This window comes from Streptomyces sp. NBC_00557, from assembly GCF_036345995.1.
Taxonomy (GTDB): domain Bacteria; phylum Actinomycetota; class Actinomycetes; order Streptomycetales; family Streptomycetaceae; genus Streptomyces.
This window is the reverse complement of record NZ_CP107796.1, coordinates 2,996,813-3,019,853: the sequence shown is the minus strand read 5'-3', so window position 1 is coordinate 3,019,853 and position 23,041 is coordinate 2,996,813. Positions and strand designations below refer to the sequence as shown.

Annotated in this window: 18 protein-coding genes; 4 read left to right on the top strand and 14 right to left on the bottom strand. The window is 69.9% G+C overall.

What is annotated here, in order from left to right:
- Positions 1-104: 104 nt before the first annotated feature.
- Positions 105-800 carry a transglycosylase SLT domain-containing protein gene (locus OG956_RS12570; RefSeq protein WP_330338054.1) on the top strand — a complete coding sequence of 232 codons (696 nt, stop codon included), beginning with the start codon at positions 105-107 and terminating at the stop codon, positions 798-800.
- Positions 801-933: 133 nt separating this feature from the next.
- Complete coding sequence (locus tag OG956_RS12565) at positions 934-2,268, top strand: AI-2E family transporter (RefSeq protein ID WP_330338053.1); 1,335 nt, start codon at positions 934-936, stop codon at positions 2,266-2,268.
- Here the strand turns inward: OG956_RS12565 and OG956_RS12560 are convergent.
- The 4 genes from OG956_RS12560 to OG956_RS12545 all read right to left on the bottom strand — a co-directional run bounded on the left by OG956_RS12560 (position 2,224) and on the right by OG956_RS12545 (position 4,684).
- Positions 2,224-2,403 carry a hypothetical protein gene (locus OG956_RS12560; protein ID WP_330338052.1) on the bottom strand — a complete coding sequence of 60 codons (180 nt, stop codon included), beginning with the start codon at positions 2,401-2,403 and terminating at the stop codon, positions 2,224-2,226. The genes OG956_RS12565 and OG956_RS12560 overlap by 45 nt on opposite strands.
- Positions 2,404-2,726: 323 nt before the next feature.
- The gene (locus OG956_RS12555) at positions 2,727-3,269 is read right to left on the bottom strand and encodes a hypothetical protein (protein ID WP_330338051.1); all 543 of its coding nucleotides are present in this window, start codon (positions 3,267-3,269) and stop codon (positions 2,727-2,729) included.
- 314 nt (positions 3,270-3,583) lie between these two features.
- On the bottom strand, positions 3,584-4,126 hold the full coding sequence (locus OG956_RS12550) for an alkyl hydroperoxide reductase (protein WP_330338050.1): 543 nt from the start codon (positions 4,124-4,126) through the stop codon (positions 3,584-3,586).
- Positions 4,127-4,129: 3 nt separating this feature from the next.
- Positions 4,130-4,684, bottom strand: a complete 555-nt coding sequence (locus OG956_RS12545) for a peroxiredoxin (RefSeq protein WP_330338049.1) — start codon at positions 4,682-4,684, stop codon at positions 4,130-4,132.
- A 133-nt stretch (positions 4,685-4,817) separates the two neighbouring features.
- Here OG956_RS12545 and OG956_RS12540 point away from each other — a divergent pair, with 133 nt between their 5' ends.
- A complete protein-coding gene (locus tag OG956_RS12540; protein WP_330338048.1) occupies positions 4,818-5,822 on the top strand; it encodes a hydrogen peroxide-inducible genes activator in 1,005 nt (334 codons plus the stop codon).
- 108 nt (positions 5,823-5,930) lie between these two features.
- Here the strand turns inward: OG956_RS12540 and OG956_RS12535 are convergent, their stop codons facing one another.
- Genes OG956_RS12535 through OG956_RS12525 form a run of 3 tightly spaced genes read right to left on the bottom strand, consistent with a single transcriptional unit; the run spans position 5,931 to position 9,480 of the window.
- The gene (locus OG956_RS12535; RefSeq protein ID WP_330338047.1) at positions 5,931-8,273 is read right to left on the bottom strand and encodes an FtsX-like permease family protein; all 2,343 of its coding nucleotides are present in this window, start codon (positions 8,271-8,273) and stop codon (positions 5,931-5,933) included.
- Positions 8,270-8,959 carry an ABC transporter ATP-binding protein gene (locus OG956_RS12530; RefSeq protein ID WP_330338046.1) on the bottom strand — a complete coding sequence of 230 codons (690 nt, stop codon included), beginning with the start codon at positions 8,957-8,959 and terminating at the stop codon, positions 8,270-8,272. The genes OG956_RS12535 and OG956_RS12530 overlap by 4 nt, the downstream gene beginning before the upstream one ends.
- Entirely contained in the window at positions 8,956-9,480 is a 525-nt protein-coding gene (locus tag OG956_RS12525) for a PadR family transcriptional regulator (protein WP_330338045.1), read from the bottom strand. The genes OG956_RS12530 and OG956_RS12525 overlap by 4 nt, the downstream gene beginning before the upstream one ends.
- Before the next feature lie 303 nt (positions 9,481-9,783).
- Here OG956_RS12525 and OG956_RS12520 point away from each other — a divergent pair, with 303 nt between their 5' ends.
- Positions 9,784-12,162 carry a transglycosylase domain-containing protein gene (locus OG956_RS12520; RefSeq protein WP_330338044.1) on the top strand — a complete coding sequence of 793 codons (2,379 nt, stop codon included), beginning with the start codon at positions 9,784-9,786 and terminating at the stop codon, positions 12,160-12,162.
- 144 nt (positions 12,163-12,306) lie between these two features.
- Here OG956_RS12520 and OG956_RS12515 read toward each other — a convergent pair whose 3' ends face one another.
- The 7 genes from OG956_RS12515 to OG956_RS12485 all read right to left on the bottom strand — a co-directional run bounded on the left by OG956_RS12515 (position 12,307) and on the right by OG956_RS12485 (position 22,999).
- On the bottom strand, positions 12,307-12,735 hold the full coding sequence (locus OG956_RS12515; protein WP_330338043.1) for a hypothetical protein: 429 nt from the start codon (positions 12,733-12,735) through the stop codon (positions 12,307-12,309).
- 195 nt (positions 12,736-12,930) lie between these two features.
- The gene (locus tag OG956_RS12510; RefSeq protein ID WP_330338042.1) at positions 12,931-13,236 is read right to left on the bottom strand and encodes a hypothetical protein; all 306 of its coding nucleotides are present in this window, start codon (positions 13,234-13,236) and stop codon (positions 12,931-12,933) included.
- Positions 13,237-13,250: 14 nt separating this feature from the next.
- On the bottom strand, positions 13,251-13,436 hold the full coding sequence (locus OG956_RS12505) for a hypothetical protein (RefSeq protein ID WP_330338041.1): 186 nt from the start codon (positions 13,434-13,436) through the stop codon (positions 13,251-13,253).
- Positions 13,437-13,509: 73 nt separating this feature from the next.
- Positions 13,510-17,712 (bottom strand): hypothetical protein, encoded by a 4,203-nt coding sequence (locus OG956_RS12500; protein ID WP_330338040.1) that lies wholly within the window; start codon positions 17,710-17,712, stop codon positions 13,510-13,512.
- 739 nt (positions 17,713-18,451) lie between these two features.
- A complete protein-coding gene (locus OG956_RS12495) occupies positions 18,452-20,542 on the bottom strand; it encodes an ATP-binding SpoIIE family protein phosphatase (protein ID WP_330338039.1) in 2,091 nt (696 codons plus the stop codon).
- Positions 20,543-20,800: 258 nt separating this feature from the next.
- Positions 20,801-21,529, bottom strand: a complete 729-nt coding sequence (gene fomD, locus OG956_RS12490) for a cytidylyl-2-hydroxypropylphosphonate hydrolase (protein ID WP_330338038.1) — start codon at positions 21,527-21,529, stop codon at positions 20,801-20,803.
- An 84-nt stretch (positions 21,530-21,613) separates the two neighbouring features.
- Entirely contained in the window at positions 21,614-22,999 is a 1,386-nt protein-coding gene (locus OG956_RS12485) for a class II fumarate hydratase (protein WP_330338037.1), read from the bottom strand.
- Positions 23,000-23,041 lie beyond the last annotated feature (42 nt).

Genomic DNA, 23,041 nt, shown 5'->3' with positions numbered 1-23,041 from the left:
ACCGGGCCCGTGCCTCCCGTGACCCCGCAGTTGGGAGGCCAGTGTCAGGGGCACGATTGCGTCCGCCAGGGTCACCGAAGCGGGCGATGCTGGAAGGAAACCGTGTGAGCCGGATTTCGGTCCGGGGATTCGCAGTGGCCTCGGCCACCGCGGTCACCGCCGTCGGAAGCGTCGTCGGAGTTGCCTCGGGCAGCGTCGCGCAGAACAACGACGCCGAGCCGACGGCCGCCGACACCACGCTCCTCGCGGACATACCCGCGGGCCAGCAGGCCCAGGTGCAGTCCGCGTCGCTGACGCAGCAGGCCGACGCCCAGGCCATCGCCGCGGACACCAACGCCAAGAAGGACGCCGAGGAAGCGGCCCGCAAGGCCGCCGCCGAGACCGCCATCGCCAAGAAGGCGGCGGCCGAGAAGGCGGCCAAGGAGGCCAAGGAGCGCGCCGCTGCGAAGGCGGCGGCCAGCCGCGACAGCGCCCGCGCCTCCTCCAGCTTCCCGGTCCAGAGCAGCTACACCGTCGCGCAGATCCAGGCGATCGCGCGCCAGATGGTGGCGGCGGACCAGTTCCAGTGCTTCAGCAACATCGTGGACCACGAGTCCAGCTGGAACTACCAGGCGACGAACGCCTCCTCCGGTGCCTACGGCCTCTTCCAGGCCCTGCCCGCCGGTAAGTACGCCTCCGCGGGCGCCGACTGGCGGACCAACCCGGCAACCCAGATCAAATGGGGCCTCAACTACATGAACGAGCGGTACCACAGCCCCTGTGGCGCCTGGTCGTTCTGGCAGGCCAACCACTGGTACTAGGCCGCCCTCTCAACCTCGCGCAGCCCCTCCCCGTCCTCAGGGGAGGGGCTTTCGCGCTGTACGGTCGTACCGGATGCCTCCAGGGGGAGGAGTGGTGGCGAGCACGCGGGGACGCGGGGGAAGAGGACGGATCATGTCGCGAGTGCCAGGGTGGCTCGGCAAGCTGGGAGCCGGTCTCACCAGGATCAGCGAGCGCCTGAACGAGCGGCGCGCGGAGGTGGAGCGAGAGCACGCACCGGCCCCGGACCCCTCGGACGCCCCGCAGCCCGCGCCGCGGTCCGCCGCCCCGGACGCCGCCGAGGCCGTCGTACCGCCCGTCCGCCGGCCCGCGCCGCCGGCCGGGCCCCGCCCCGACCCCGCCGAGGCCGTGCCCTGGGGGGTGCGGGTCGCGGCCGAGGCCGGGTGGCGGCTGCTGGTCCTCGCCGGCACCCTCTGGGTCCTGATGCGGATCATCAGCGCGGTTCAGCTGGTGGTGTTCGCCTTCGTCATCGCCCTGCTCGTCACCGCGCTGCTGCAGCCGACGGTCGCCCGGCTCACCCGCCGCGGGGTGCCGCGCGGCCCGGCCACCGCGCTCACCGCGATCAGCGGGTTCGTGGTCATAGGGCTGATGGGCTGGTTCGTGACCTGGCAGGTCATGGAGAACATCGACACGCTCTCCAACCAGATCCAGTCCGGCATCGACGACCTGCGCGACTGGCTGCTGAAGAGCCCCTTCCACGTCACCGACAAGCAGATCAACCAGATCGCGAAGAACCTGCGCGAGGCGATCGGCGCCAACACCGACCAGATCACCTCCGCGGGCCTGGAGGGCGTTCAGGTCATCATCGAGGCCCTCACCAGCATCCTGCTGGTGTTCTTCTCGACGTTGTTCCTGCTCTACGACGGCAGGCGCATCTGGGAGTGGTTCCTGAAACTGGTGCCCGCCGCGGCCCGCCCGGGCGTGGCCGGCGCCGGCCCGCGCGCCTGGAGCACGCTGACCGCCTACGTCCGCGGCACGGTCCTGGTCGCCCTGATCGACGCCATCTTCATCGGCATCGGCATCTACTTCCTCGATGTGCCGATGGCCGTCCCGCTGGCCGTGTTCATCTTCCTGTTCTCCTTCATCCCGCTCGTCGGCGCGGTCGCCTCCGGCGCGCTCGCGGTGATGGTGGCGCTGGTGACCCAGGGCGTCTTCACGGCCGTCATGACCCTGGTCGTCGTCCTCGCGGTCCAGCAGATCGAGGGCCATGTGCTGCAGCCGTTCATCCTGGGCCGCGCCGTCCGCGTCCACCCGCTGGCGGTCGTCCTCACGGTCGCGGCCGGCGGCATGGTGGCCGGCATCGGCGGCGCGGTGGTCGCCGTACCGCTGGTGGCGGTGACGAACACGGTGGTGGGGTATCTGCGCGTGTACTCCGAGGAGGTGGCCGCGAGCCAGAGCGAGCCGTCAGCCGTAGAGGGCGACCATGGAGGCGAGCAGCAGTCCGGCTGAGGCCGCGAGCGCCGGGATCCGGTAGCGGCTCCACGCGGCGAGCGCCAACGCGTACGACCAGGCTCCGCCCGCGAGGGCGACGGCCCACCAGCCGGCCGTCGCGTGCGCCGCCGAGAGGGGGATCGGCGCCAGCACGAGCGTCGGCGCGCACCCAGTCGTTCTCGACGGTCTCGTAGGCGCCGGGGAAGCAGCTGTGGTCCTTCTCCACCAGGCGCGGGTAGCCCATGAGGACGACCGGCCTTCCGTGCCGGGGTTGAACGAGAACCGGAAACCCCCCGCCGACTTGACCGTCCCGCATGCACTCCAGGACGGCGTTCCGTCCGGGACGGAGGCGACGACCTTGGAACCGGCCGGGGTGTGGAGTCGCAGAACGATTTCCACGCCCTTTCAAGGCGCAACAAGGCGGGACTCCACGCCGCGATGCGTGGAGTCCCGGTTCACGGTTCGCGCGGCACCTGCTAGTTGCAGTTCGTGCTGTCCTGGACGTTGTTGACGAGCAGGGGGGCCGAGCTGGAGGTGGTCGAGCTCATCAACGAGGTGACCGTGCCGCAGCCGCCGTGATTGCGGTAGACGGGGCCCGCGTACTGGGAGTAGACGCCCGAGTCGCTCGCGCAGCCCTCCGCGATGTAGTTCGAGCAGAGCTTGATCTTCATCCACTTGGCGCCGGAGGCGTTGTTGTCGAGGATGGCGCACGTGGGGGCGTCGTTGCTCGCGGGGTTGCTTCCCTTCACGTACACGAAGAGAGTCGCGAAACGCGTGGCGTCGGGCAGCTGGTCCGCCTTGTAGAGGGCGTAGCCCGTACCGCAGACCGTCGCGCCTGCCGCGGCGGCGGTGGGCTTGGCCGCTGCGATCGCCCTCGTGTACTGGTCGGCCTTGGCCGAGATGCTGGGCACCGGCCGGTCGGCGGCGGCGACCTGCGGAGCGGTCACGCCGAGGATGCCCAGGCCGGCTGCGGCTGCGGCGAGCACGGCCCGCGCCGGGACATGGCTGCGTACTGACATGGAGTCCCCCTGCAATGCATGGGTGCAACCGCCGCCGAAACGCGCTTCGGTGGCGGAGAGTGTGGTCAGCGCGAGCCAACCAGATCGTCTCCCCAGCTGTCGATCACCTGTGCGACGACGATATGGAGAGACGAATTCCGGTATGACACTACGCGTGTGGACCTTCCTCGCCCGAAGGGAGAAACCGGGCAATCCCGCGGCCTCTTGTTCACTCGCGGTCCGCGGGCCCGCGCGAGTCAGTGGTACATGTCACGTGCGCAAAGGAGCGGCCCCTGCCCGGGGTTGGGCAGGGGCCGTGATGCGCCGGGGCGGGGTTACCCGGCCGACTCGGCCAGCACCGCCTCCGCGTCGAGGGTGACGCCGACCGCCTGGATCACCGAGGCGATCTTGAAGGCCTCCTGGACGACCTCGCGCTCGACGCCGGCCTTGCGTAGCACCTGCTCGTGCGAGTCCAGGCACATCCCGCAGCCGTTGATCGCGGAGACCGCGAACGACCACAGCTCGAAGTCGGCCTTCTCGACACCGGGGTTGCCGATGACGTTCATCCGCAGACCCGCCCGCAGGTTGCCGTACTCGTGGTCCGACAGCAGGTGGCGCGTCCGGTAGAAGACGTTGTTCATCGCCATGACGGCGGCGGCCGCCTTGGCGGCCTGGTACGCCTCCGGCGTCAGGTTCGCCTTCGCCTCCGGCTCCAGCTCACGCAGCACGATCGGGGACCGTGAGGCGATGGCGGTCGCCAGCACCGTGCCCCACAGCGCCTGCGCGGGCAGGTCGGAGTTGCCGATGACCGAGCCCAGGTTGAGCTTCAGGTCCTTGGCGTAGTCCGGGAGGCGGGACTTCAGCGAGTCGAGCGACATGGGTCACTCACCAGCCAGCAGCGCGACCGGGTCCAGGGTCTCGTCGCCCTTGTTCCAGTTGCAGGGGCACAGCTCGTCGGTCTGCAGGGCGTCCAGGACCCGCAGGACCTCCTTGGGGTTACGGCCCACGGAACCGGCGGTGACCATGGTGAACTGGATCTCGCGGTTCGGGTCGACGATGAAGACGGCGCGCTGCGCGAAGCCGTCCTCGCCCTCGATGCCCAGGTCGCGCATCAGCTCGTGCTTGGGGTCCGCCATCATCGGGAACGGCAGGTCGGTCAGGTCCGGGTGGTCCTTGCGCCAGGCGTGGTGGACGAACTCGGAGTCGCCGGAGAAACCGAGGATCTGGGCGTCGCGGTCGGCGAACTCGTCGTTCAGCTTCCCGAACGCGGCGATCTCGGTCGGGCAGACGAAGGTGAAGTCCTTCGGCCACGCGAACACGACCAGCCACTTGCCCTCGTAGGACTTGTGGTGGATCTGCTCGAACTCCTTGCCCTTCTCCAGCGAGACGCAGGCGGTCAGTTCGAACTCGGGGAACTTGTCACCGACAGTGAGCACACGCTCTCCTTGCAGCGAGGAAGGACCCCTCGTGAGGGTCCATCCCATGGGTTGGACGTCGCCGATGGTGGCACAGGGTGCATTGATTCGTGAAATAGCTACAATCGGTCGAGTTGATCGGAGGTAGCTATCAGTGACCGTGAGTAATGGAAAGCGGAGGCAGCCGAGCCTCGCGCAACTGCGTGCCTTCGCCGCCGTGGCCGAGCATCTGCACTTCCGGGACGCGGCGGCCGCCATCGGGATGAGCCAGCCCGCCCTGTCCGGAGCGGTCTCGGCGCTGGAGGAGACCCTCGGGGTGACCCTCCTCGAGCGTACGACGCGCAAGGTGCTGCTCTCGCCCGCCGGCGAGCGGCTCGCCGTGCGGGCGAAGGCGGTGCTGGACGCGGTCGGGGCACTGCTGGAGGAGGCCGAGGCGGTCCGGGCGCCGTTCACGGGCGTCCTGCGCCTCGGGGTGATCCCCACGGTCGCGCCGTACCTGCTGCCGACCGTGCTGCGGCTGGTCCACGAACGCTATCCGCACCTCGACCTGCAGGTGCACGAGGAGCAGACCGCCAGCCTGGTCGACGGCCTGAACTCCGGCCGTCTCGACCTGCTGCTGCTCGCGGTGCCGCTCGGCGTGCCCGGAGTCGTCGAACTCCCCCTGTTCGACGAGGACTTCGTGCTGGTCACCCCGCTCGGCCACCGGCTCGGCGGCCGCGAGGGCATCCCCCGCGAGGCACTGAAGGAGCTGAACCTGCTCCTCCTGGACGAGGGCCACTGCCTGCGCGACCAGGCCCTGGACATCTGCCGGGAAGCGGGCCTGGGATTCAAGGGGGCGGGGCGAAGCCCCTCGGTTGGGGGTGGTGGCGGGCGACGGGAGGGCGCGCCGGTCACCACCACGGCCGCCGGGCTGTCCACGCTGGTCCAGCTGGTCGCGGGCGGCCTCGGCTGCACGCTGCTGCCGCGTACGGCCCTGAAGCTGGAGACGACGCGCAGCAGCCAGTTGCTCACCGGGTACTTCGCCGAGCCGGCCCCGAGCCGGCGCGTCGCCTTCGCCATGCGCGCGGGCGCGGCACGCTCCGCGGAGTACGAGGAGCTGGCTGCCGCGCTGCGCGGGGCGCTGGGCGCGCTGCCGGTCCGGGTGCTGGAAGCGCCTTGAGGGGCGCGGGGCTGTGTCCGATGTGCGGCTCCGCCGCGCGGGCGCGACCAGCCCCCACCGGCCCGCAGCCGCGTGTCCTCCCGCACCTCCCTCCCCGAAGCGGCGCGGCTATTCCGTACGCAGCCCCTCCGGCCGCATCATCCGTACCAGCGGCGGCAGGCTGAGCAGGGTCACCGCGAGGACCACCGCGGCCCCGGCCCCCGTCATCGCCAGCAGGCTCGGCCAGTCCACGCCGACCGACGCGCCCGCCATCTTCAGCAGCACCGTGCCCAGCGTGAGCCCCACGGCGGCGGCGAGCAGCAGGCCGAGGGCGATCGGGATCGACGTCTGCCACAGCACCGACAGGCTCAGGGTGCGCCGCCGGGTGCCGAAGGCGACCAGCGAGGACAACAGCTTGCGCCGCTCGCGCAGTTGCTCCAGCTGGGAGACGAGCAGGCTCAGCCCGATCAGCGTCAGCACGCAGACGGCGCCGACGGACGTGCCGGTGCGGATCGAGGTGAACTTCTGCGACCGCTCGGTGGACGCCCACACCATCGCGTCCGCCAACGGGTCGATGCGGGCCGCGGTGTTGCGGACGTACTCGTGCACGTCCGGCACCGTCTCGTCGAGCCTGAGGTACACCGACCCGGTCAGTACGCCGGCCATGCGGCCGGACAGCGCGGCCGGGGTCATCAGCACCTCGCTGTCCGCGATGCCGTTCGGCCCCTTGATCGCGCGGGCCTGCTTCAGCCCGTGCGGCACGGTCCACCGGATGTCGGGCCCGCGCCCCACAGGGTCGCTCGTGTTGAGGTGCAGGCTGCGGCCCGGCCGGACGAGCGCGTCCACGGCGGAGTCCCGTTCCCCGCCCTTCGCCACGAAGGCGTCCCCGTCGCGGCAGGACGGCAGATCGGCCACCGTGCGCAGCGCGGCGCAGCTGCCGACGGTGAGGTCGACGCTGTTGGCCGGGCCCTTGTCGGGGCTCCAGCGCCCGTCGCCCAGTTCGGTGCTGCCGAGCGCGACGGCCTGGCGGACGCCCTTCGTCGAGCCGAAGGCCTGTGTGGCCGGCGCGAAGGGGATGCCCCGCGAGAGGTTGACCTGCATCTGCCACTGACTGGGGTCCTGGTGGGTCTGCTTGGTGTAGTCGCCCTGGATGCCCGCGAACAGCATCTGCAGCGCGATCGCACCGGCCACCGCGACCGCGATGCCGTTCACCATGCGCGCCGCCGAGCCGCTGTTCAACTGCAGCCGCCGTACGGCCAGTTGCCAGGACACCCCGCCGCGTCCGAGCCGGGCCACGACGGCCTCGACCACCCACGGCAGCAGCGCGGTGACGCCGACGAGCAGCAGCAGGACGCCGCCGATCACCAGGTACTCGTTGAAGGCGCCGTTGTCGCGGCCCTGTCCGATCATCGGCGCGAGGCAGGCGATGCCGCCCAGCGGCAGCAGCAGCCGCCACGACAGCCGGCGGCGGGCGGGCCGGGCCGTACGGACCACGCCCAGCGGCTCGATCACCACCCCGCGCAGCGCGAACAGCGTCACCAGCACCGCCGCCGCCGGAACGGCGAGGGCGACCAGCGCGGCCAGTGCGGGCGAGGGGTCGAGGTAGTCGGGGAACACGCTGATGTCCATGATCTCGACCGAGCCCGCGAACTGCCGGCCGAGCAGGAAGAAGCCGGTGCCGAAGACCAGCCCGACCAGGGACCCGGCGAGCGCCTCGCCGGCCGCGATCCGCCGGGTCATCCCGCTGTCGGAACCCACCAGCCGCAGCGCGGCCAGCCTGCGGTCGCGCCGCTCGCCGCCGAACCGCACGGCCGCGGCGATGAACACGGCGACCGGCGTCAGCAGCACCACGAAGACGACCAGCACCAGCAGGATCAGCACCGGGTCGAATCCGTCCCGCTGGGCCGCCGGCTGCGGCCCGAAGTGGGTGATGCGGGCCGTCCGCCAGCCGTTGATGCGCGGGGCGAGGTCCTTGGCGCCGGCGTAGTAGGCGAGTTCCTGGGAGCCGACGAGTCCGCGTTCGGCGATGGTCCCGACGATCCGGTACGGCAGCCGCTCGCGCAGCAGCTTGCCGTCCGCGGAGCCGAGCAGGCGCTTCAGTGCGGGGGAGACGACCATCTCGCCCGGCGCGGGGTACTTGGTGAGGCCCGGCGGGAGCGGGGCGCGCGGACCCTCGGGCTCCACCAGCCGGCCGCGCACGTCGCTGCCGCGGAAGGTGCCGTCGGCGTCGGAGATCACCAGGGTGTTCGCGCCCTTGGGCTGGTAGGCGCCGTAGGTGTAGTCCCGGCGGTCCTGGTTGCGCTGGTCGCGGACCGCGAGCGCGTTCGGGATCGCGGTCGTCAGCAGCAGCAGCGCCACGCCGAGGCCGACGCCGACCGCCGTCAGCAGCACCCGGATCCACCCCTCGCGCCCGCCGGTGAAGGCGAACCGGACGCCCATGCGCAGATCGCGGGACCACTGCCGCGCGTTCATATCGCGCGCTCCATGTCCCGGGACCTGCCGTCGCGTACGACGATCTCGCGGTCCGAGTACGCGGCCACCCGGGCCTCGTGCGTGACCAGCACGACGGCCGCGTTGGTGGAGCGGGCCGCGTCGGTCAGCAGCTCCATCACGCGCTCGCCGTTGAGGGAGTCGAGCGCGCCGGTCGGCTCGTCGGCGAAGATCACGCGGGGCCCGGTGACCAGCGCCCGCGCCACCGCGACGCGCTGCCCCTGGCCGCCGGAGACCTCGCCGGGCCGTTTGTCCTTCAGGTCGTCGACCTCCAGGCGTTCCATCCAGCCCAGCGCCGCCTTCTCGGCCGCCCTGCGGGACGTGCCGTTCAGCCGCAGCGGCAGGGCCACGTTCTCGGCGCAGGTCAGCTCCGGCACCAGCTGGCCGAACTGGAAGACGAACCCGAACTCGGAGCGCCTGAGCGCACTGCGCTGGGCGTCGCTCATCCCGGTCAGCTCACGGCCGTCGTAGGTGATGGACCCGGAGTCGGGCGGCACGATGCCGGCGAGGCAGTGCAGCAGCGTCGACTTGCCGGAGCCGGAGGGGCCCATCACGGCGACGACCTCGCCGGGGTGGATGGAGAACTCGGCGCCGTCGAGGGCGACGGTGGGGCCGTAGGCCTTGTGCAGGTCCTCGGCGGCGAGCAGGGAGCCGGCGGGAGCGGTCACCGGGCCACCTCCGCGCGGAGCTTGTCCAGGCGGGCCGCCGTCAGCTCCAGCCAGCGCAGGTCGGCCTCCAGGTGGAACAGGGCGTGGTCGCAGATCAGCTGGTCCGCGAGGTCGCCCTTGCGCTTGCGGTCGGTCAGGATCCGCATGCTGCGCAGGTGCTCGGCGCGCTGGGCGTCGAGGATGGTGGCGGCGTCGCGGTGGGTCAGCAGCGCGAGGACGACCTTGGTGTACAGGGTCGACTGGAGGTATTCCTCGGGCTTCTCCGGGGTCGCGAGCCAGCGCTCGACGTCGGTGATGCCGGCGTCGGTGATGGCGTACCGCTTGCGCTCGGGACCGCCGCCGGCCTCGATGCCGTCGACTTCGACGAGGCCGTGCTTCAGCAGCCGCGACATCGTCGAGTAGACCTGGCCGTAGTGCAGCGGCCGGTCGTGACCGAACTTCTCGTCGAACGCCCGCTTCAGGTCGTAGCCGTGGCGCGGGCCGGACTCCAGGAGTCCCAGAAGGGTGTGACCGATGGACATGCAGCGCACTCTACACACGGTGTATACGCCGGATGTATACGCGGAGTGTGGAGATCATGGCCCGGTGTACCGCCGCGCAGGTGGCGGCCGATTGTCACGGTTGTGGAACAGGCGGGAAGGCGGCGGGCTTTTCCGGGTTGTTGCCGTCGCCGGGGCAACCTCCCGGCCTCCAGATCCGTCGGTTCCCTTGGAGCAGGTGCTGATTCTCACGTCCGTAAAAGAACGGATCGGACGTCCTTTGTCATATAGGCGGATGTTAGCTTTCGGAGCTGACCCCGAGACGGAAGCGGAGCGAAGGGACTCATGGGACGAGCGGAAGAGAGACGAGCGCGACAGCGCGGTGGCCGCCGCGCGGCGCCCAGGCGCCGCCGTTCCGCCCCCGCGGGCGGCGCCACGCCCGCGCCCGGCGGCAGCGCCGGGCCCGCCCCGGGCCGCAGGGCCGCCGGCAAGGCCGCCAAGCCGCCCAAGGGCCGCATACGCCGCCTCTTCCCCTGGAAGAAGATCCTCGGCACGTTCTTCGGCCTGTGCCTGCTCGGCATCGGCGGCTTCATCGCCCTGTACATGATCGTCGACGTCCCCCAGGGCAACGCCGCCGCCAAGCAGCAGAGCAACATCTACAAGTACAGCGACGGCTCGATCATGGCCCGCGTCGGCAAGACCAACCGCGAGAGCGTGGACCTGTCGAGGGTGCCCAAGGACGTCCAGCACACCTTCGTCGCCGCCGAGAACAAGACCTTCTACACGGACTCCGGCATCGACCTCAAAGGCCTGGCCCGCGGTCTGTACAACACGGCGATGGGCCGTGGCGCCCAGGGCGGCTCCACGATCACTCAGCAGTACGTCAAGAACTACTACCTCAACCAGAACCAGACCGTCAGCCGCAAGCTGCAGGAGATGGTCATCTCCTTGAAGGTCGACCAGAAGATGAGCAAGGACCAGATCCTCGCGGGCTACATCAACACCAGCTACTACGGCCGGGGCGCCTACGGCATCCAGGCCGCCGCGCAGGCCTACTACCGCGTCGACGCCGACAGGCTCTCGGTCGCGCAGGGCGCCTACCTCGCCGCCCTCCTCCAGGCGCCGAGCCAGTACGACTGGGCCGTCGCGACCGACACCGGCAAGAAGCTGGTGCAGGCCCGCTGGAACTACGTCCTGGACAACATGGTCAAGCAGCACTGGCTGGACCCGGCCAAGCGGCAGGCCATGACGTTCCCGTACCCGAAGGAGCCCAAGGCGGCACCGGGCCTCGACGGGCAGAAGGGCTACCTGGTCGATCTCGCCAACCAGCAGCTCGAACAGCAGCTGATGCAGCAGGAGAACATCACCCGCTCCCAGGCGGAGGCCGAGGTGGTCGACCGCGGCTGGACCATCACGCTGAACATCGACAAGAAGAAGCAGGCCGAGCTGGAGCAGGCCGTCAAATCCCAGCTGACCGGCAACCTGCACCCGAAGAAGCGCAAGGCCGACGCCAACGTGCAGGCCGGTGCGGTGTCGGTGGACCCCAAGACCGGCAAGATCCTCGCCCTGTACGGGGGCGAGGGCCTCTTCAAGCACTGGACCGACAACGCCACCCGCCGGGACTACCAGCCCGCCTCGACGTTCAAGCCGGTCATCCTCGCCGCCGCCCTCGAGAACAACGCCACCACGCAGGACGGCCGGCCCATCACCGCCAACACGGTCTACGACGGCACCAGCGGCCGTCAGGTCGTGGACCACGGCAGCAAGGTCGGCTTCGGCCCGCCGAACGAGGACGATCACGACTACGGCCCCATCACCGTCCAGCAGGCCATGAACAACTCCGTGAACTCCGTCTTCGCGCAGATGGGCGTGGACGTGGGCATGAAGAAGGTCATGAGCACGGCCCATCAGCTCGGCATGGACACCACGGGCATGGACCCGGTGCCCGCCCAGACCCTCGGCTCCATGGGCGCCAGCCCGCTGGAGATGGCCGGGATCTACGCCACCCTCGCCAACCACGGCGACAAGGTGACGCCGAGCATCCTCAAGTCGGCCGAGCAGAGCACCCGTTCGGTCCGGGTCCCCGACCCGGTCGGCGGTCAGGTGATCAGCCGGACCGCCGCCGACACCGTGACCTCCGTGCTGACCGGCGTGGTCGACGACGGTACGGCCAGGGAGCACGTGGCCGACAACCCGCTGCGCGACGGCCAGCAGGTGGCCGGCAAGACCGGAACCTCCGACGAGGACAAGTCCGCCTGGTTCACCGGCTACACGCCCGACCTGGTCACCTCCGTCGGCCTCTTCGGCGAGGACGCGAAGAGCAAGGCACACGTCTCCCTGACGGGCGCGGGCGGCCTGCTCAGTCCCACCGGCGGCCCCGGCCGCGTCAACGGCGGTGGCTACCCGGCGCAGATCTGGGCGGCGTACACCTTCAGCGTCACGAGCAAGTCGAAGTTCGACCTGGACACCACCCAGGGCGCGGCCGTCCAGCCGACACAGACCCCGACCCACAGCCAGACCCCGTCCCAGACGCCGTCGCACACGCCGACCAGCAAGCCGCCGACCAGTTCCGCGCCACCGTCGAAGACGCCGACGCAGACGCCGACCCGGACCCCCACGCAGACGCCGACGCAGACCCCCACGCAGACGCCGACGCAGACGCCGACGGGCGAGATCACCCAGGACCCGATCGACCCGGGCGGCGGCCGGAACTTCGGCCAGTAGGCAGTCGGAACGCACACGTGAGGGGCGCCCGGGACATTCCCGGGCGCCCCTCACGTTCTCGACGATGCCGTCGATCCGCTGTGCCCCGAGCCGGTGCTCGGGGCAGGAGCCGCGGACGGCGTACGGGTGACGGCGGAGCAGACGTCAGGAGACGATGGCCGAGCAGTAGTTCAGCTGTTTGGAGCCGTCGTATCGGGCGACCTCGATGCCGAGGTCCCAGATCCCCTTGCTGCCCGCGGCGATGGACGTGTCGAACTCCTTGTAGGTGCCGTAGCCGTCGTAGTCCGAGTGCCAGGGGTAGTACCCCTTGGAGCCGTCGGCGTAGTACGCCACCGCGCGGATGCTCGCATGGTCGCCGTCCGGGAGCTCGTCATAGACCTTGAGCGTGATGGACGGCACCGACTTCTGGCCGACGCCGCGTTGCCACCCGCTGGTTGCTATGGAACCGCTGGCACCCTTGGTGTTGCACGTTCCGTAGTAGGTGCTGCCCGCGGCGTGCGCGGGAACCGCCCCGAGCCCCAGAGCGATACCCAGGCCGGCCGCGAGCATGCCGAACTTCGCTTTGATAGCCATGCAATTACCTCCAGAAAAAAACCAGATCAGTGTGTGATCATTTTCTACAGCGTGACCGGAGAAACGGTCAACGGGATTTATCTCCGGTGTCTTCGCTGCACAGCAGGACGCATCCGAAGAATGCGCCGATGAGCTTCTTCCGGGTGCAGAGGCGGTGTATTCCCGACGGTCGCGCCGCGCACCCGCGCCTTTCTCTCACCTGGCGCTCTCACGCTCACGGCGGCGCGACCGCCAGGTGTGGCGAGGCTTGTCGAGTACGCCTGTCGCTTCCGCGATCGCCCGAACGGCGGAGGTGTACACCGCCGCTTCGAAGAAGTCGCTCACCATGAACCGGTCGGTGTACCGGAATGCCGTTCCGAAGAAGACTGCCGCGGCGCAGCAGTAGAGGGCGGCCCAGAAGCCACGCCGTCGGTTCAACGGGTAGACGAGCAGCGGAATTACTGGCCATGCATAAGCTGCGCCCAGGAACACGACGGACAGCGTGATGATGAGGAGTTTCACCTGTTTCTCCGGCCCTACCAGGCGCCGGATTCGTACATGCCGACCACGGTGAGGAGGCCTGCGGGAAAGAAGATGAGAGCCGCCGCGAACAGCCACCCCATTTTCCAGGACGTGTTGTCGGCGATCTTCACGCACAAGATCACGACCAGTGACACGTAGAGGAACAGCGGGATGAATATGAAGCTGAGGCCTGATCCCACGCTGTCTCTCCCTGTTGAGACCCCGGGGCCGAACCGAGTCGGGAGCGGCCCCGGGGAATTGGATCACCCATGGTCAGGGTGTCAGATTATCAGTGAAATTCGTGCCCGGGTCGTCGCAGTGGACGACGCTTGTCGGACGGTTTCCAGGGCCGTCTCCGTAAAGGGGAACCGGCGGCTGGACGCCCCAGGGATTACCGCCGCTGCCACGGTCCGAGGCGCCGCAGGTACCGTAGGCGTTTCCCTTTTCGAGCGGCACGGGGACGTTTGAGAAGTTTCTCCAGTCCCCTCCCCTGATTCTGGTGCTCGAGGGGTGTCCCAGATTGTCTGTCATCTTGTCGTCGATGTACAGGTACAGATCGGGCATGTAGCTCTGGTAGACGATGCCGTTTGAGGGCGTGGCATCACGATCGTCCTGTTGGTGGGCCGGCTTGACGCTGCCGTCGGCGCAGAACGCGGCCGCGATGTCCTGCCAGATCGGCGGAGCGTTGCCGATCAGCGATCCCCACATGTTCTTATTCCAGTCGCCGGTGTTCTTGAAGAACATCGAGTAGATGTCTCCGGCGAACTGGCGCACGCCGTAGTTGGTGTCGGGGCTGGAGTTGATCTTGTCGACCCATGCCTTGACGTTGTCGTTGATGTACTTGTGGCCGATCATGGCCCGGTAGCCGTGTACGCCGCCGCCGATCGCCCGGAAGTCAACGCACGTGTGGTCCGCGTTCAGGCGCGCACCCCGGAAGTGCGGGAAGTAGGCCTGCCCCGGTGTGTCACCGTCTGTGTACGGGTGGGACGTCATGACGTTGCCGTATTCGAGCGCGTCCTGGGTGGTGTAGTCGATGTCCGGCTTCGGGATGCCGTAGTCGGCCTCGATGCCCTTCATGATGCTGGTCACGAAGGTGGGGAGGTGGGCGTTGCCGACACGAACCCTGTAGTTCGAGCCCTCGCTGCCCGGAATGATCTTCCCGTTGCCGTCGGTGACGAAGGTCACGACGACATCGCTCTTGATCTTGTAGCTGTTGTTCCCCTGGTACGCCTGGCTCGCGGGCAGCGACGGGTTGGGCCGCTGATTGGCCATGCCCATCCAGACAGGGATCGACATGGCCGGTGCCGAGCCGTCGGCATTCGGTGTGTAACCGCCGGCCTTGATGTCGTCGGCCCAGACCTTGGCCGCGTCCCAGGTCTTCTGGCCGGTGCAGTCCTCGGACACCCCGCCCGTGCACCGAGGCCAGGAGATGAGGCCCTGTGTGCGCACCGACGGGTCGTCGTTGTCCCACAGGTGGCCTTCGTCGGCGCGGCCCAGCGCCCACTCGTACAGCGACTTCATGGAGCGCAGGGGGGTGTCGATCTCGTTGGCCACCGGCCAGTTCTGGTTGAGCTCCTGGTTCGGGTCGAAGACCGCGGCCGCGGTCAGGGTGCGCCGGACGAACGTGCCCTTGACGGGCTGGAAGGCCATGGCGCCGAAGGCGATGTCGTCGTCGCCGGTGCCGTCGGGCGTGAAGTTCGACAGGGTCACGCTCGGGGTGGAGGTGAACTTGTAGGCGCCCAGGGACACCCACTTGCCGTTGTTGCCGTTCTGGTCGACGTAGCGGTCGTAGGGACCACCGGACGCCCCGTTGACGACGTAGTGCGCCCGCTTGGTCTGGGCGCCGGTGTCGGGGATGTAGGCCCAGACCTGGGCCAGGTCCATCTTCTCACCGAGCGTCCACTTGGCGTCGATGTCCATCAGGCCGTCGGGGCCGCCGAGATGGTCCTCGTCACGGGTGTGCGTGTACCAGTAGTGACCGCCGTAGCCGCCGCCGATCTGGTGCAGGTCGGCTCTCGCCTCGTAGTGGGTCCCCAGCGTGTCGGGGTTGAACGTGAACTGGAAGGCGCCGGACGAGGTGGCCTGGCCGCAGTCGCTCCATGTCTCGGTGGTGTTCGGGACGGTGGCGACGACATGCGAGCCGGTCGGTTCACCGGAGCAGACGGCCGCACCGTTCTTGAGGCGGTAGCCACGCCCCGGCTCCGGGATCTCCGTCTGGTACTTGATCAGTTCGTGCCCGCACTCGGTGGCACAGTTCTTCTTCCACGCCACATTGGGCTTGTTGAACCAGAACTGCTTGTAACAGTTTTCCGTGCCGCAGTTCGGCGGCTTGGTCGGGTCACAGTTGTTGTCGGTGTTGCAGAAGGTGACCAGCGGCGGCGAGACCTGGCTGCGTGCGGGCGTGGTGTTCCACCAGGCCGGCCGGAAGCCCGCCGAGGAGAATCCGGGGTCGCCCTTCCAGTCCTGGCGGCCGTTGGTGGCGTAGGAGTAGCCGGTGTCGATGGACCAGGCGGCCCAGCCCATCACCTTCTCCTCGTACGGCCAGTCCTGCGGGTGCGCGGCGTCATGGTTGGCCTCGGGGCCGTCCACGTCCGTGTCCATGAACGGGTGGTTCCAGCTGTTCTTGTAGAGCGGGTTGGCCGGGTTGTTGTACCAGCCGAGCCCCCAGTGCCCGTCGTTCTTCGAGGCGTCGGAGGGCGGGTTGAAGCCGAGGTTGTAGTTCCACACCGCGGTGAACCAGTTCTCGACGTAGGCCGGGTCGTCGTTGTTGACGGTGATCGTCTGGCCGGCCTTGTGGACCTCGTTCCACTTGTCGGCGAGGATCTTCAAGGAAGCGGCGATGTTGGTCGCGTAGTCGACGGCGACGGCCATCTGCACAGCCTGCTTCAGGCTGGTCTCGTGCGGCTTCTCGTGTCCGGCCAGGCGCATGCCGTCGGTGACCTGTCCGACGCCGTAGCCGCAGTCGGACTTGTCCCAGTTGATGCTCCAGTACGACTCAGGGTTCCCCGGGTCGATCTTGTGTCCGTAGTAGCCGTCGACCGCCGCCAGCGGACTGCCCATCTGGCCGGGAATGGCACCGGATTCGGCCTGCCACAGGTTGGACTCCTGGGCCATGATGCCGAGCATCACGTTGGCCGGGATCCGCGCGTCCTTCGGTCCGGTCAGGGTGGGCGCGGGGAACAGGCCCTGCGGGTCGATACTGCTCATGCCGGTCTGGTTGCGGTACCCGCCCTGCCGGATGGAGCCGGCGTGCAGTTTGCCGCGTACGGCCATGTCGACGGCCCACTCGACCTGGTTGGGGGTGGGCTGAAGAGCCTGCGCCTTGACGTCGTTGCGGGAGATGGCGCACCAGCGGTCGGGGTCGGTGGGGTCGTGCGACACGTTCGCGCCCCCGATCCGTTTTTTGAGCCGCGTGTGCTTGCCCGCGGCCGTGCGGGGGCTGCCGCCGGAGGTGAGGGCGGGCGACAAGCCGTCGCCGCCGGCGGAGTTGGTGACGGCGGCGACCTTCTGGCTGATCTTCTCACCGGTGGTGGTGGCGGTGGAGGTGACCGTCACCGGCGTGTCCGGCACAAGGGCGCCGGGCGCCTGTGCCGGGGTGGACTGCGCGGCGGGTTCGGTCTTGCCGAAACCCTTGCCGGCGTTCTTGACCCGCTCGATTCCCGCTCGGACACCGGGAGTGAGGACGGGGTCGACGGCCAGCCGTCCCTGACTGGAGATGTCCGTGTCAGCCGGGGCGTTGACGCGGGTGATCCCGCTACCCGCGGTGTCGGAGGTGCTGACGGGATGGCCGGTGAGGAACACCTGCGCGGCCCCGCCGCGCTTCAGGTCGAGGTCGCCGAGCCTGCCGCTGGCGATCGTGGCAGCCGCGTCGCCGTTTCCGCCCCACACCCTGGCACGCGCCCTCGTGGCGCCGTCGCGTTCGACGAAGGCGACTTTTCCGCCTCTGACCGGGTGGAGGTCGAAGGCCACCCCGCTCGTGGTGAGCAGATTGCTGACCTTGCCGGAGCGGTCGAGACGGACCAGTCGGCGGCCCAGGGCGGCGACCACGCCATTCTTGACCGGGACGGCGCTGGTGATCTCCCCCTTCGCCGCGGCTTTGCTGATGGTCTTGCCGGCGGTGTTCACCGTCATGACCCGGGTCATGGTCCTGGCCGCGTCGTTCATGTCGCGGAACGCGGTGAACGCCGCGGTGTGCGTGCCCGGATCACACGACGGGTCGAAGTACGCCAGCGATGCGGTGAACGACAGCTTCGTCACCTGGCCGGTGCTGAGGTTCACGACCGCCGCGAAGGCGCCGCCCTGCATCAGGTCCGGCTTGTTCGTGAACGTGCGCGGCGCGTACACGGCAGCGACATGGTCGTGATCCATGACGCACTGGTTGCCGATCCAGGTGTCCGCGGGCATGCCCGGCTCCGAGAGGACCGCCGCGGTCTTCCACTGGTACGCCTTCGTGCTGTCGGCGACCAGGATGTGCAAGCCGTCGCTGTCGGCCGCTGCCGTAACGGCACGGTCCGCGGAGGTCCGCCATCCCTTGCCAAGGGTGTGGTCGGGGTCGCTGACACCTCCGCGTCGTGCCGACTCGCCTGTGCTTGCACTGGAGTTCGGCTTGGGGACGGCGGCGGCGGGCAGGGCTTGCAGCAGCCCGCCAGTGAGGGCGGCCGAAGTCAGCGTGGCGGCCGCGGAAATGAGCGTTCGTCTTCTGCGTCTCAAGAGAGACTTCCCCGTTTCTCGTTGAATGGGTTCCCCGCCTGGACGACCAGGTGTGGGTGGGCCTGCCCGCTCCAGGGGAAGTGGTCAGGGGATGGGCGGGACGCCTTGGGGAGGCGAGGGAGGGCGTCCAGGACCGACGAACCACCGCTTCTGAGACACAACTCGATCCCCCACGTGCCAGTGCATACGGCTGGGGGCGACACGGAGTGCGGTGTGCGGAAGTCCCCCTGGATGTTCACGCGCTCAGGAGGCTCGGAGTGGTCAAGTCCGGGTCACCGGTCGCGAGGTCACCCTATCCAAGGCATGGACACGCCAGGCAAGGGGCTTGAACGATGCATGTCTGGAACCCTGTGGCGCGAGACACCGGCAGCCGGAGCGAGGGCCACTCAAGTCAGCGGCCACACTGTGGAGCTACTGTGACCAGCAAGTGAAGCGGCCTGGCGGTGACTTCGGCAAAAAGTGGCTGGTTTTCGCCGCTCAGGGTCAGCTTCCGCCGTGGCGGCCCTCAGCCCCGGTTCAACTCGAACCACACCACCTTGCCGGTGCTCAGCCGGGTCGCGCCCCAGCGCCGGGCCAGCCTGTTCACCAGGTACAGGCCGCGCCCGCCCTCGTCCGTCGCCCGCGCCTGCCGCAGCCGCGGCAGCTGCGGCACGTCGTCGCCGACCTCGCAGCGCAGCACATCGGTGCGCAGCAGCCGCAGCGTCACCGGCCGCGACGCGTACCGTACGGCGTTCGTCACGACCTCGCTGACCAGCAGCTCCACCGAATCCGTCAGGTCCTCCAGGTCCCAGCGGGCCAGCGCGCGCCGGGCCAGCCGGCGGGCCTGGCCGGGAGCCGTCTCCTCCGGGTCCAGCTGCCAGTACGCGACATCGCTCGGCGCGATCCCGTCGAAACGCGCCGCGAGCAGCGCGATGTCGTCGTCCCGGTCGCCCGGCCCGAGCATGTCCAGCACCTCGTCGCACAGGGCTTCCAGCGGCGGCGGATGGTCCGGCCCGGTCAGCTGCGCGGTCGCGGCGAGCTTCTCCCGCAACTGCTCTATGCCGGTCCACACGTCCCGCAGCCGGGACTCCACCAGCCCGTCCGTGTACAGCAGCAGGGTCGCCCCGGCGGGCGCGTCCAGCTCCACCGCCTCGAAGTCCACCCCGCCGACGCCGATCGGCGCGCCCGGCGGCACCCGCAGCACCTCGGCCCGCCCGCCCAGGTGCAGCAGCACCGGCGGCGGATGGCCGGCGTTGGCGATGGTGATCCGGTGCGTCACCGGGTCGTAGACGGCGTACAGGCACGTCGCCATGCGGTCGGTGCCGAGCCGCTGCGCCTGCTCGTCCAGGTGGTGCAGCACCTCCTGCGGCGGCAGATCCAGCCCGGCCAGCGTCTGCGCGGTCGTCCGCAGCTGGCCCATGATCGCCGCCGAGGTCATGGAGTGGCCCATCACGTCACCGACGACCAGCGCGACCCGGCTGCCGGGCAGCGGGATCGCGTCGTACCAGTCGCCGCCCACCCGCGCGGTCTCCGCGGCCGGCAGATAGCGCGAGGCCAGCCGCACGCCCGTCGGCCGGGGCAGGGTCTCGGGCAGCATGGTGCGCTGCAGCTCGTCGGCGATGTACGCCTCCCGGCCGTACAGCACCGCCTTGTCGATGCCGAGGGCGCTGTGCGTGGCCAGCTGCGCCGCCACCAGCAGATCGTCCGCCTCGAACGCGAGCCGCTCCGGGCGGCGCAGGAACAGTGCCGCGCCGATCACCCGGCGCCGCCCGCGCAGCGGCGCGAGGATCGCGTGCTGCCCGGACGGCACGACCGCCTCGCCTCCGTCACCCAGCAGCTCGGGCAGCGCGGCACGGGCCGCGGGCGCGTCGGCGAACACCGGCCGCACCCCGCGCAGCACCTCGTTCAGCGCGCCGCCGGGGCGCACCTCGCACAGCTCGGTCGTCAGCGCGGACAGCTCGGACAGCGGGCTCGGCTCCGGCTCCGGGTCGAACGCGGGCGGCAGCAGCACCCCGTCGGTGTCCCGCTCCTCCGGGATCCGGTCGGTACGGCGCAGCCGCAGCACCACCGGACCGGTGGGCCGCTCGTCGCCGACCGGCAGCGGGTCGCGCAGATACACCAGGATCGCGTCCGAGAACGTCGGCACGGTCGCCCGGCACAGGCCCATCACGATCTCGTCCAGATCGAGGCCGCGCGCGATCCGCCGGGTCGCCGCGCCCACGAATCTCAGCCGGTCCCCGTCGCGCCGCATCGGCAGCGGCCGGCCCGGCGGCAGACCGCGCCCGGTACGGCGGTCTCCGCCGCCCGGCCCCCGCTCCTGCTCGGCGCCGGGCTGCGGCGGGATGACCTCCGGCGCGGGCCGCGGCCGGTGGGCGTCGGTCTCGGTGGTGGCGGGCTGGGAGTGCTCGGGGCCGTTGACTGGGGGCTCCTTCCCCTTGCCGTCCTTTCCGTGGCCACAGCCGGTGGCCGTACCCGGACCGGAGGGCGCTCCCTCCGCCCGGGTCTGCACCGGTAAGGCCGGGGCGGCTGCCGGTGTCGGGGTACGCAGCAGCGCCCCGCGGCCCTCCGCGGGGTCGGCGCCCTGGGCGCGCTCGAAGGAGGTGGGCTGCTCCGTCACGCGTGTCGCATCCATCCGTACGGCACTGCGCGCCGGGCGCGCAGTTGCTCCCGCAGAAGTCCCGATACCCGCAATACGTGCCCCAGGAACGGAATTACCGCGTGCTCAGAGGTGGTTCCTGTGCCGCCACCGGTCGCGGTGGTCACGCCGTCGTACCCCTCGCTCACGTCCTGCCGCCCCTCGGTGACGATCGGTCAAGCCCGGCCCATGCCCCGGAAGTTGCTCTTGTGCGCCCACCCGTCTCCCGGCCACCGCCCCTCAACGACGGCGCTGCGCGCCGACCTTGTCTAACATAGTTGCGGACGACGATCCTACGTTTCGGAGAGAAGGTACCGCCCAGGACGGATCCGGGCGCCAGTGCTGCCAGCCGTCCGAGAACGGCGCCCCCCAGGACTCGATCACCTCGACCGCGTCCCGCCCGGCCGCCCGGACCCGCTCGGCGGTGGCCGCGTCCATCAGCCCGTCCCGCTGCGCCTGCGCGAACTCGTCCTCGTCGCGCCAGTGCCAGGTCCGGTCCGGATGCACCGAGATGTCCAGGAAATAGTCCTCGGAGTCCACGCCGCCCGCCCAACGGGCCAGCGGCCGCTCCAGATTGACGTACCAGTTCTTGAACCGCCAGCCCGGCTCCCAGAACAGCCACACCGACCAGGGCCGGCCGGGCTGCGCCAGCTTCAGCACCCCGGTGCCGAACCAGCGGTCCCGCTGCACCGAGCGCGGCTTGGTGTAGCGCGACCGCAGCGGCTCCAGATGCACCGGCGTGCCGTCGGCGAGGACCGGCTTCACGCACTCGGTGCCGGGGGCCATCCACACGGCGAGCAGGTCGGCGTCGTCGCGCACGACGGTCACGGGCCGGGCGATGTGGATGTGCTCGCCGGCGTTCTGCCGGTAGCGCCACAGGATCTGGGTGCCCGGAGCCCAGGCCGCCGCAGGTCCCGGCTTCGTCGTGCCGGCTCCGTCCATGTGTGTCATCGCTCCGTCGTCCGCCATGAACAGATATTAGGTGCCGCAGGCATCCGACGCTGCGGTACGCGTCACCCTCGCGTGCCGGTGGCCGGAAAGGTTCCCTGCTGGTCACGGGTGTGTCATCCGCAGGACATCCAGCGCCTCGTCGAGCTGCTCCACCGTCAGGTCGCCCCGCTCGACGTACCCGCTCTCCAGCACGACCTGCCGGATCGTCTTGCGTTCCGCGAGCGACTTCTTGGCGACCTTCGCGGCCTCCTCGTAGCCGATGTACTTGTTCAGCGGGGTGACCACGGACGGCGACGACTCGGCGTACTCGCGGGTCCGCTCCCGGTCGGCGGTGATGCCGTCCACGGTCCGGTCGGCCAGCAGCCGCGAGACGTTGGCCAGCAGCCGGATCGACTCCAGCACGTTCTTGGCGATGACCGGAAGCATCACGTTCAGCTCGAAGTTCCCGGACGCGCCGGCGGTGGCGATGGTGGCGTCGTTGCCCACGACCTGCGCGGCCACCATCAGCACGGCCTCCGGGATCACCGGGTTCACCTTGCCCGGCATGATGGACGACCCGGGCTGCAGGTCGGGGAGGCGGATCTCGGCGAGCCCGGTCCGCGGTCCCGACGCCATCCACCGCAGATCGTTCGCGATCTTCGTCAGCCCGACGGCGATGGTCCTGAGCTGCCCGCTGGTCTCCACGATCCCGTCCCGGGCGCCCTGCGCCTCGAAGTGGTCCCGGGCCTCGGTGAGCGGCAGCCCCGTGACGCGGGCGACCTCCTCGATGACGGCCGCGGAGAAACCGGGCGGGGTGTTGATGCCGGTGCCGACCGCGGTACCGCCGAGGGGGAGTTCGGCGAGGCGGGGCAGGGACGCCTTCAGCCGCTCGACGCCGTGGCGGACCTGGGCGGCGTACCCGCCGAACTCCTGGCCCAGCGTCACGGGAGTGGCGTCCATCAGGTGGGTCCGCCCGGACTTCACGACGTCGGCGAACTCCTCCGACTTGCGGGAGAGGGAGGCGGCGAGGTGCTCCAGGGCGGGGATCAGGTCGTGGGTGACGGCGGCGGTGGCGGCGATGTGGATCGAGGAGGGGAAGACGTCGTTGGACGACTGCGAGGCGTTGACGTGGTCGTTCGGATGCACGTCGCGGCCCAGCCGCTCGCTCGCCAGGGTGGCGATCACCTCGTTGGCGTTCATGTTGGAGGACGTCCCCGACCCGGTCTGGAACACGTCGACGGGGAAGTGCTCGTCCCACCGCCCCTCGGCGACCTCGGCCGCGGCCTCCTGGATCGCCTCGGCCACCTCCTTGTCGACCACACCGAGCTGCGCGTTCACCTTCGCGGCGGCGCCCTTGATCCGGGCCAGCGCTTCGATGTGGGCCCGTTCGAGACGCTGGCCCGAGACGGGGAAGTTCTCCACGGCGCGCTGGGTCTGGGCACGCCACTTGGCGGCGGCGGGGACGCGGACTTCTCCCATGGAGTCGTGCTCGATGCGGTAGTCGCTCATACCACTTACAGCGATCGGGCACGCTCCAATGTTCCCGCTCGT

Excerpts from the sequence above, each read along its gene's own strand:
- OG956_RS12515 (WP_330338043.1), bottom strand. The coding sequence starts at position 12,735 with ATGGCTATCAAAGCGAAGTTCGGCATGCTCGCGGCCGGCCTGGGTATC.
- OG956_RS12550 (WP_330338050.1), bottom strand. The coding sequence starts at position 4,126 with ATGTCGCTCGACTCGCTGAAGTCCCGCCTCCCGGACTACGCCAAGGAC.
- fomD (WP_330338038.1), bottom strand. The coding sequence starts at position 21,529 with ATGGCGGACGACGGAGCGATGACACACATGGACGGAGCCGGCACGACG.
- OG956_RS12555 (WP_330338051.1), bottom strand. The coding sequence starts at position 3,269 with ATGTCAGTACGCAGCCATGTCCCGGCGCGGGCCGTGCTCGCCGCAGCC.
- OG956_RS12525 (WP_330338045.1), bottom strand. The coding sequence starts at position 9,480 with ATGTCCATCGGTCACACCCTTCTGGGACTCCTGGAGTCCGGCCCGCGC.
- OG956_RS12535 (WP_330338047.1), bottom strand. The coding sequence starts at position 8,273 with ATGAACGCGCGGCAGTGGTCCCGCGATCTGCGCATGGGCGTCCGGTTC.
- OG956_RS12520 (WP_330338044.1), top strand. The coding sequence starts at position 9,784 with ATGGGACGAGCGGAAGAGAGACGAGCGCGACAGCGCGGTGGCCGCCGC.
- OG956_RS12485 (WP_330338037.1), bottom strand. The coding sequence starts at position 22,999 with ATGAGCGACTACCGCATCGAGCACGACTCCATGGGAGAAGTCCGCGTC.
- OG956_RS12565 (WP_330338053.1), top strand. The coding sequence starts at position 934 with ATGTCGCGAGTGCCAGGGTGGCTCGGCAAGCTGGGAGCCGGTCTCACC.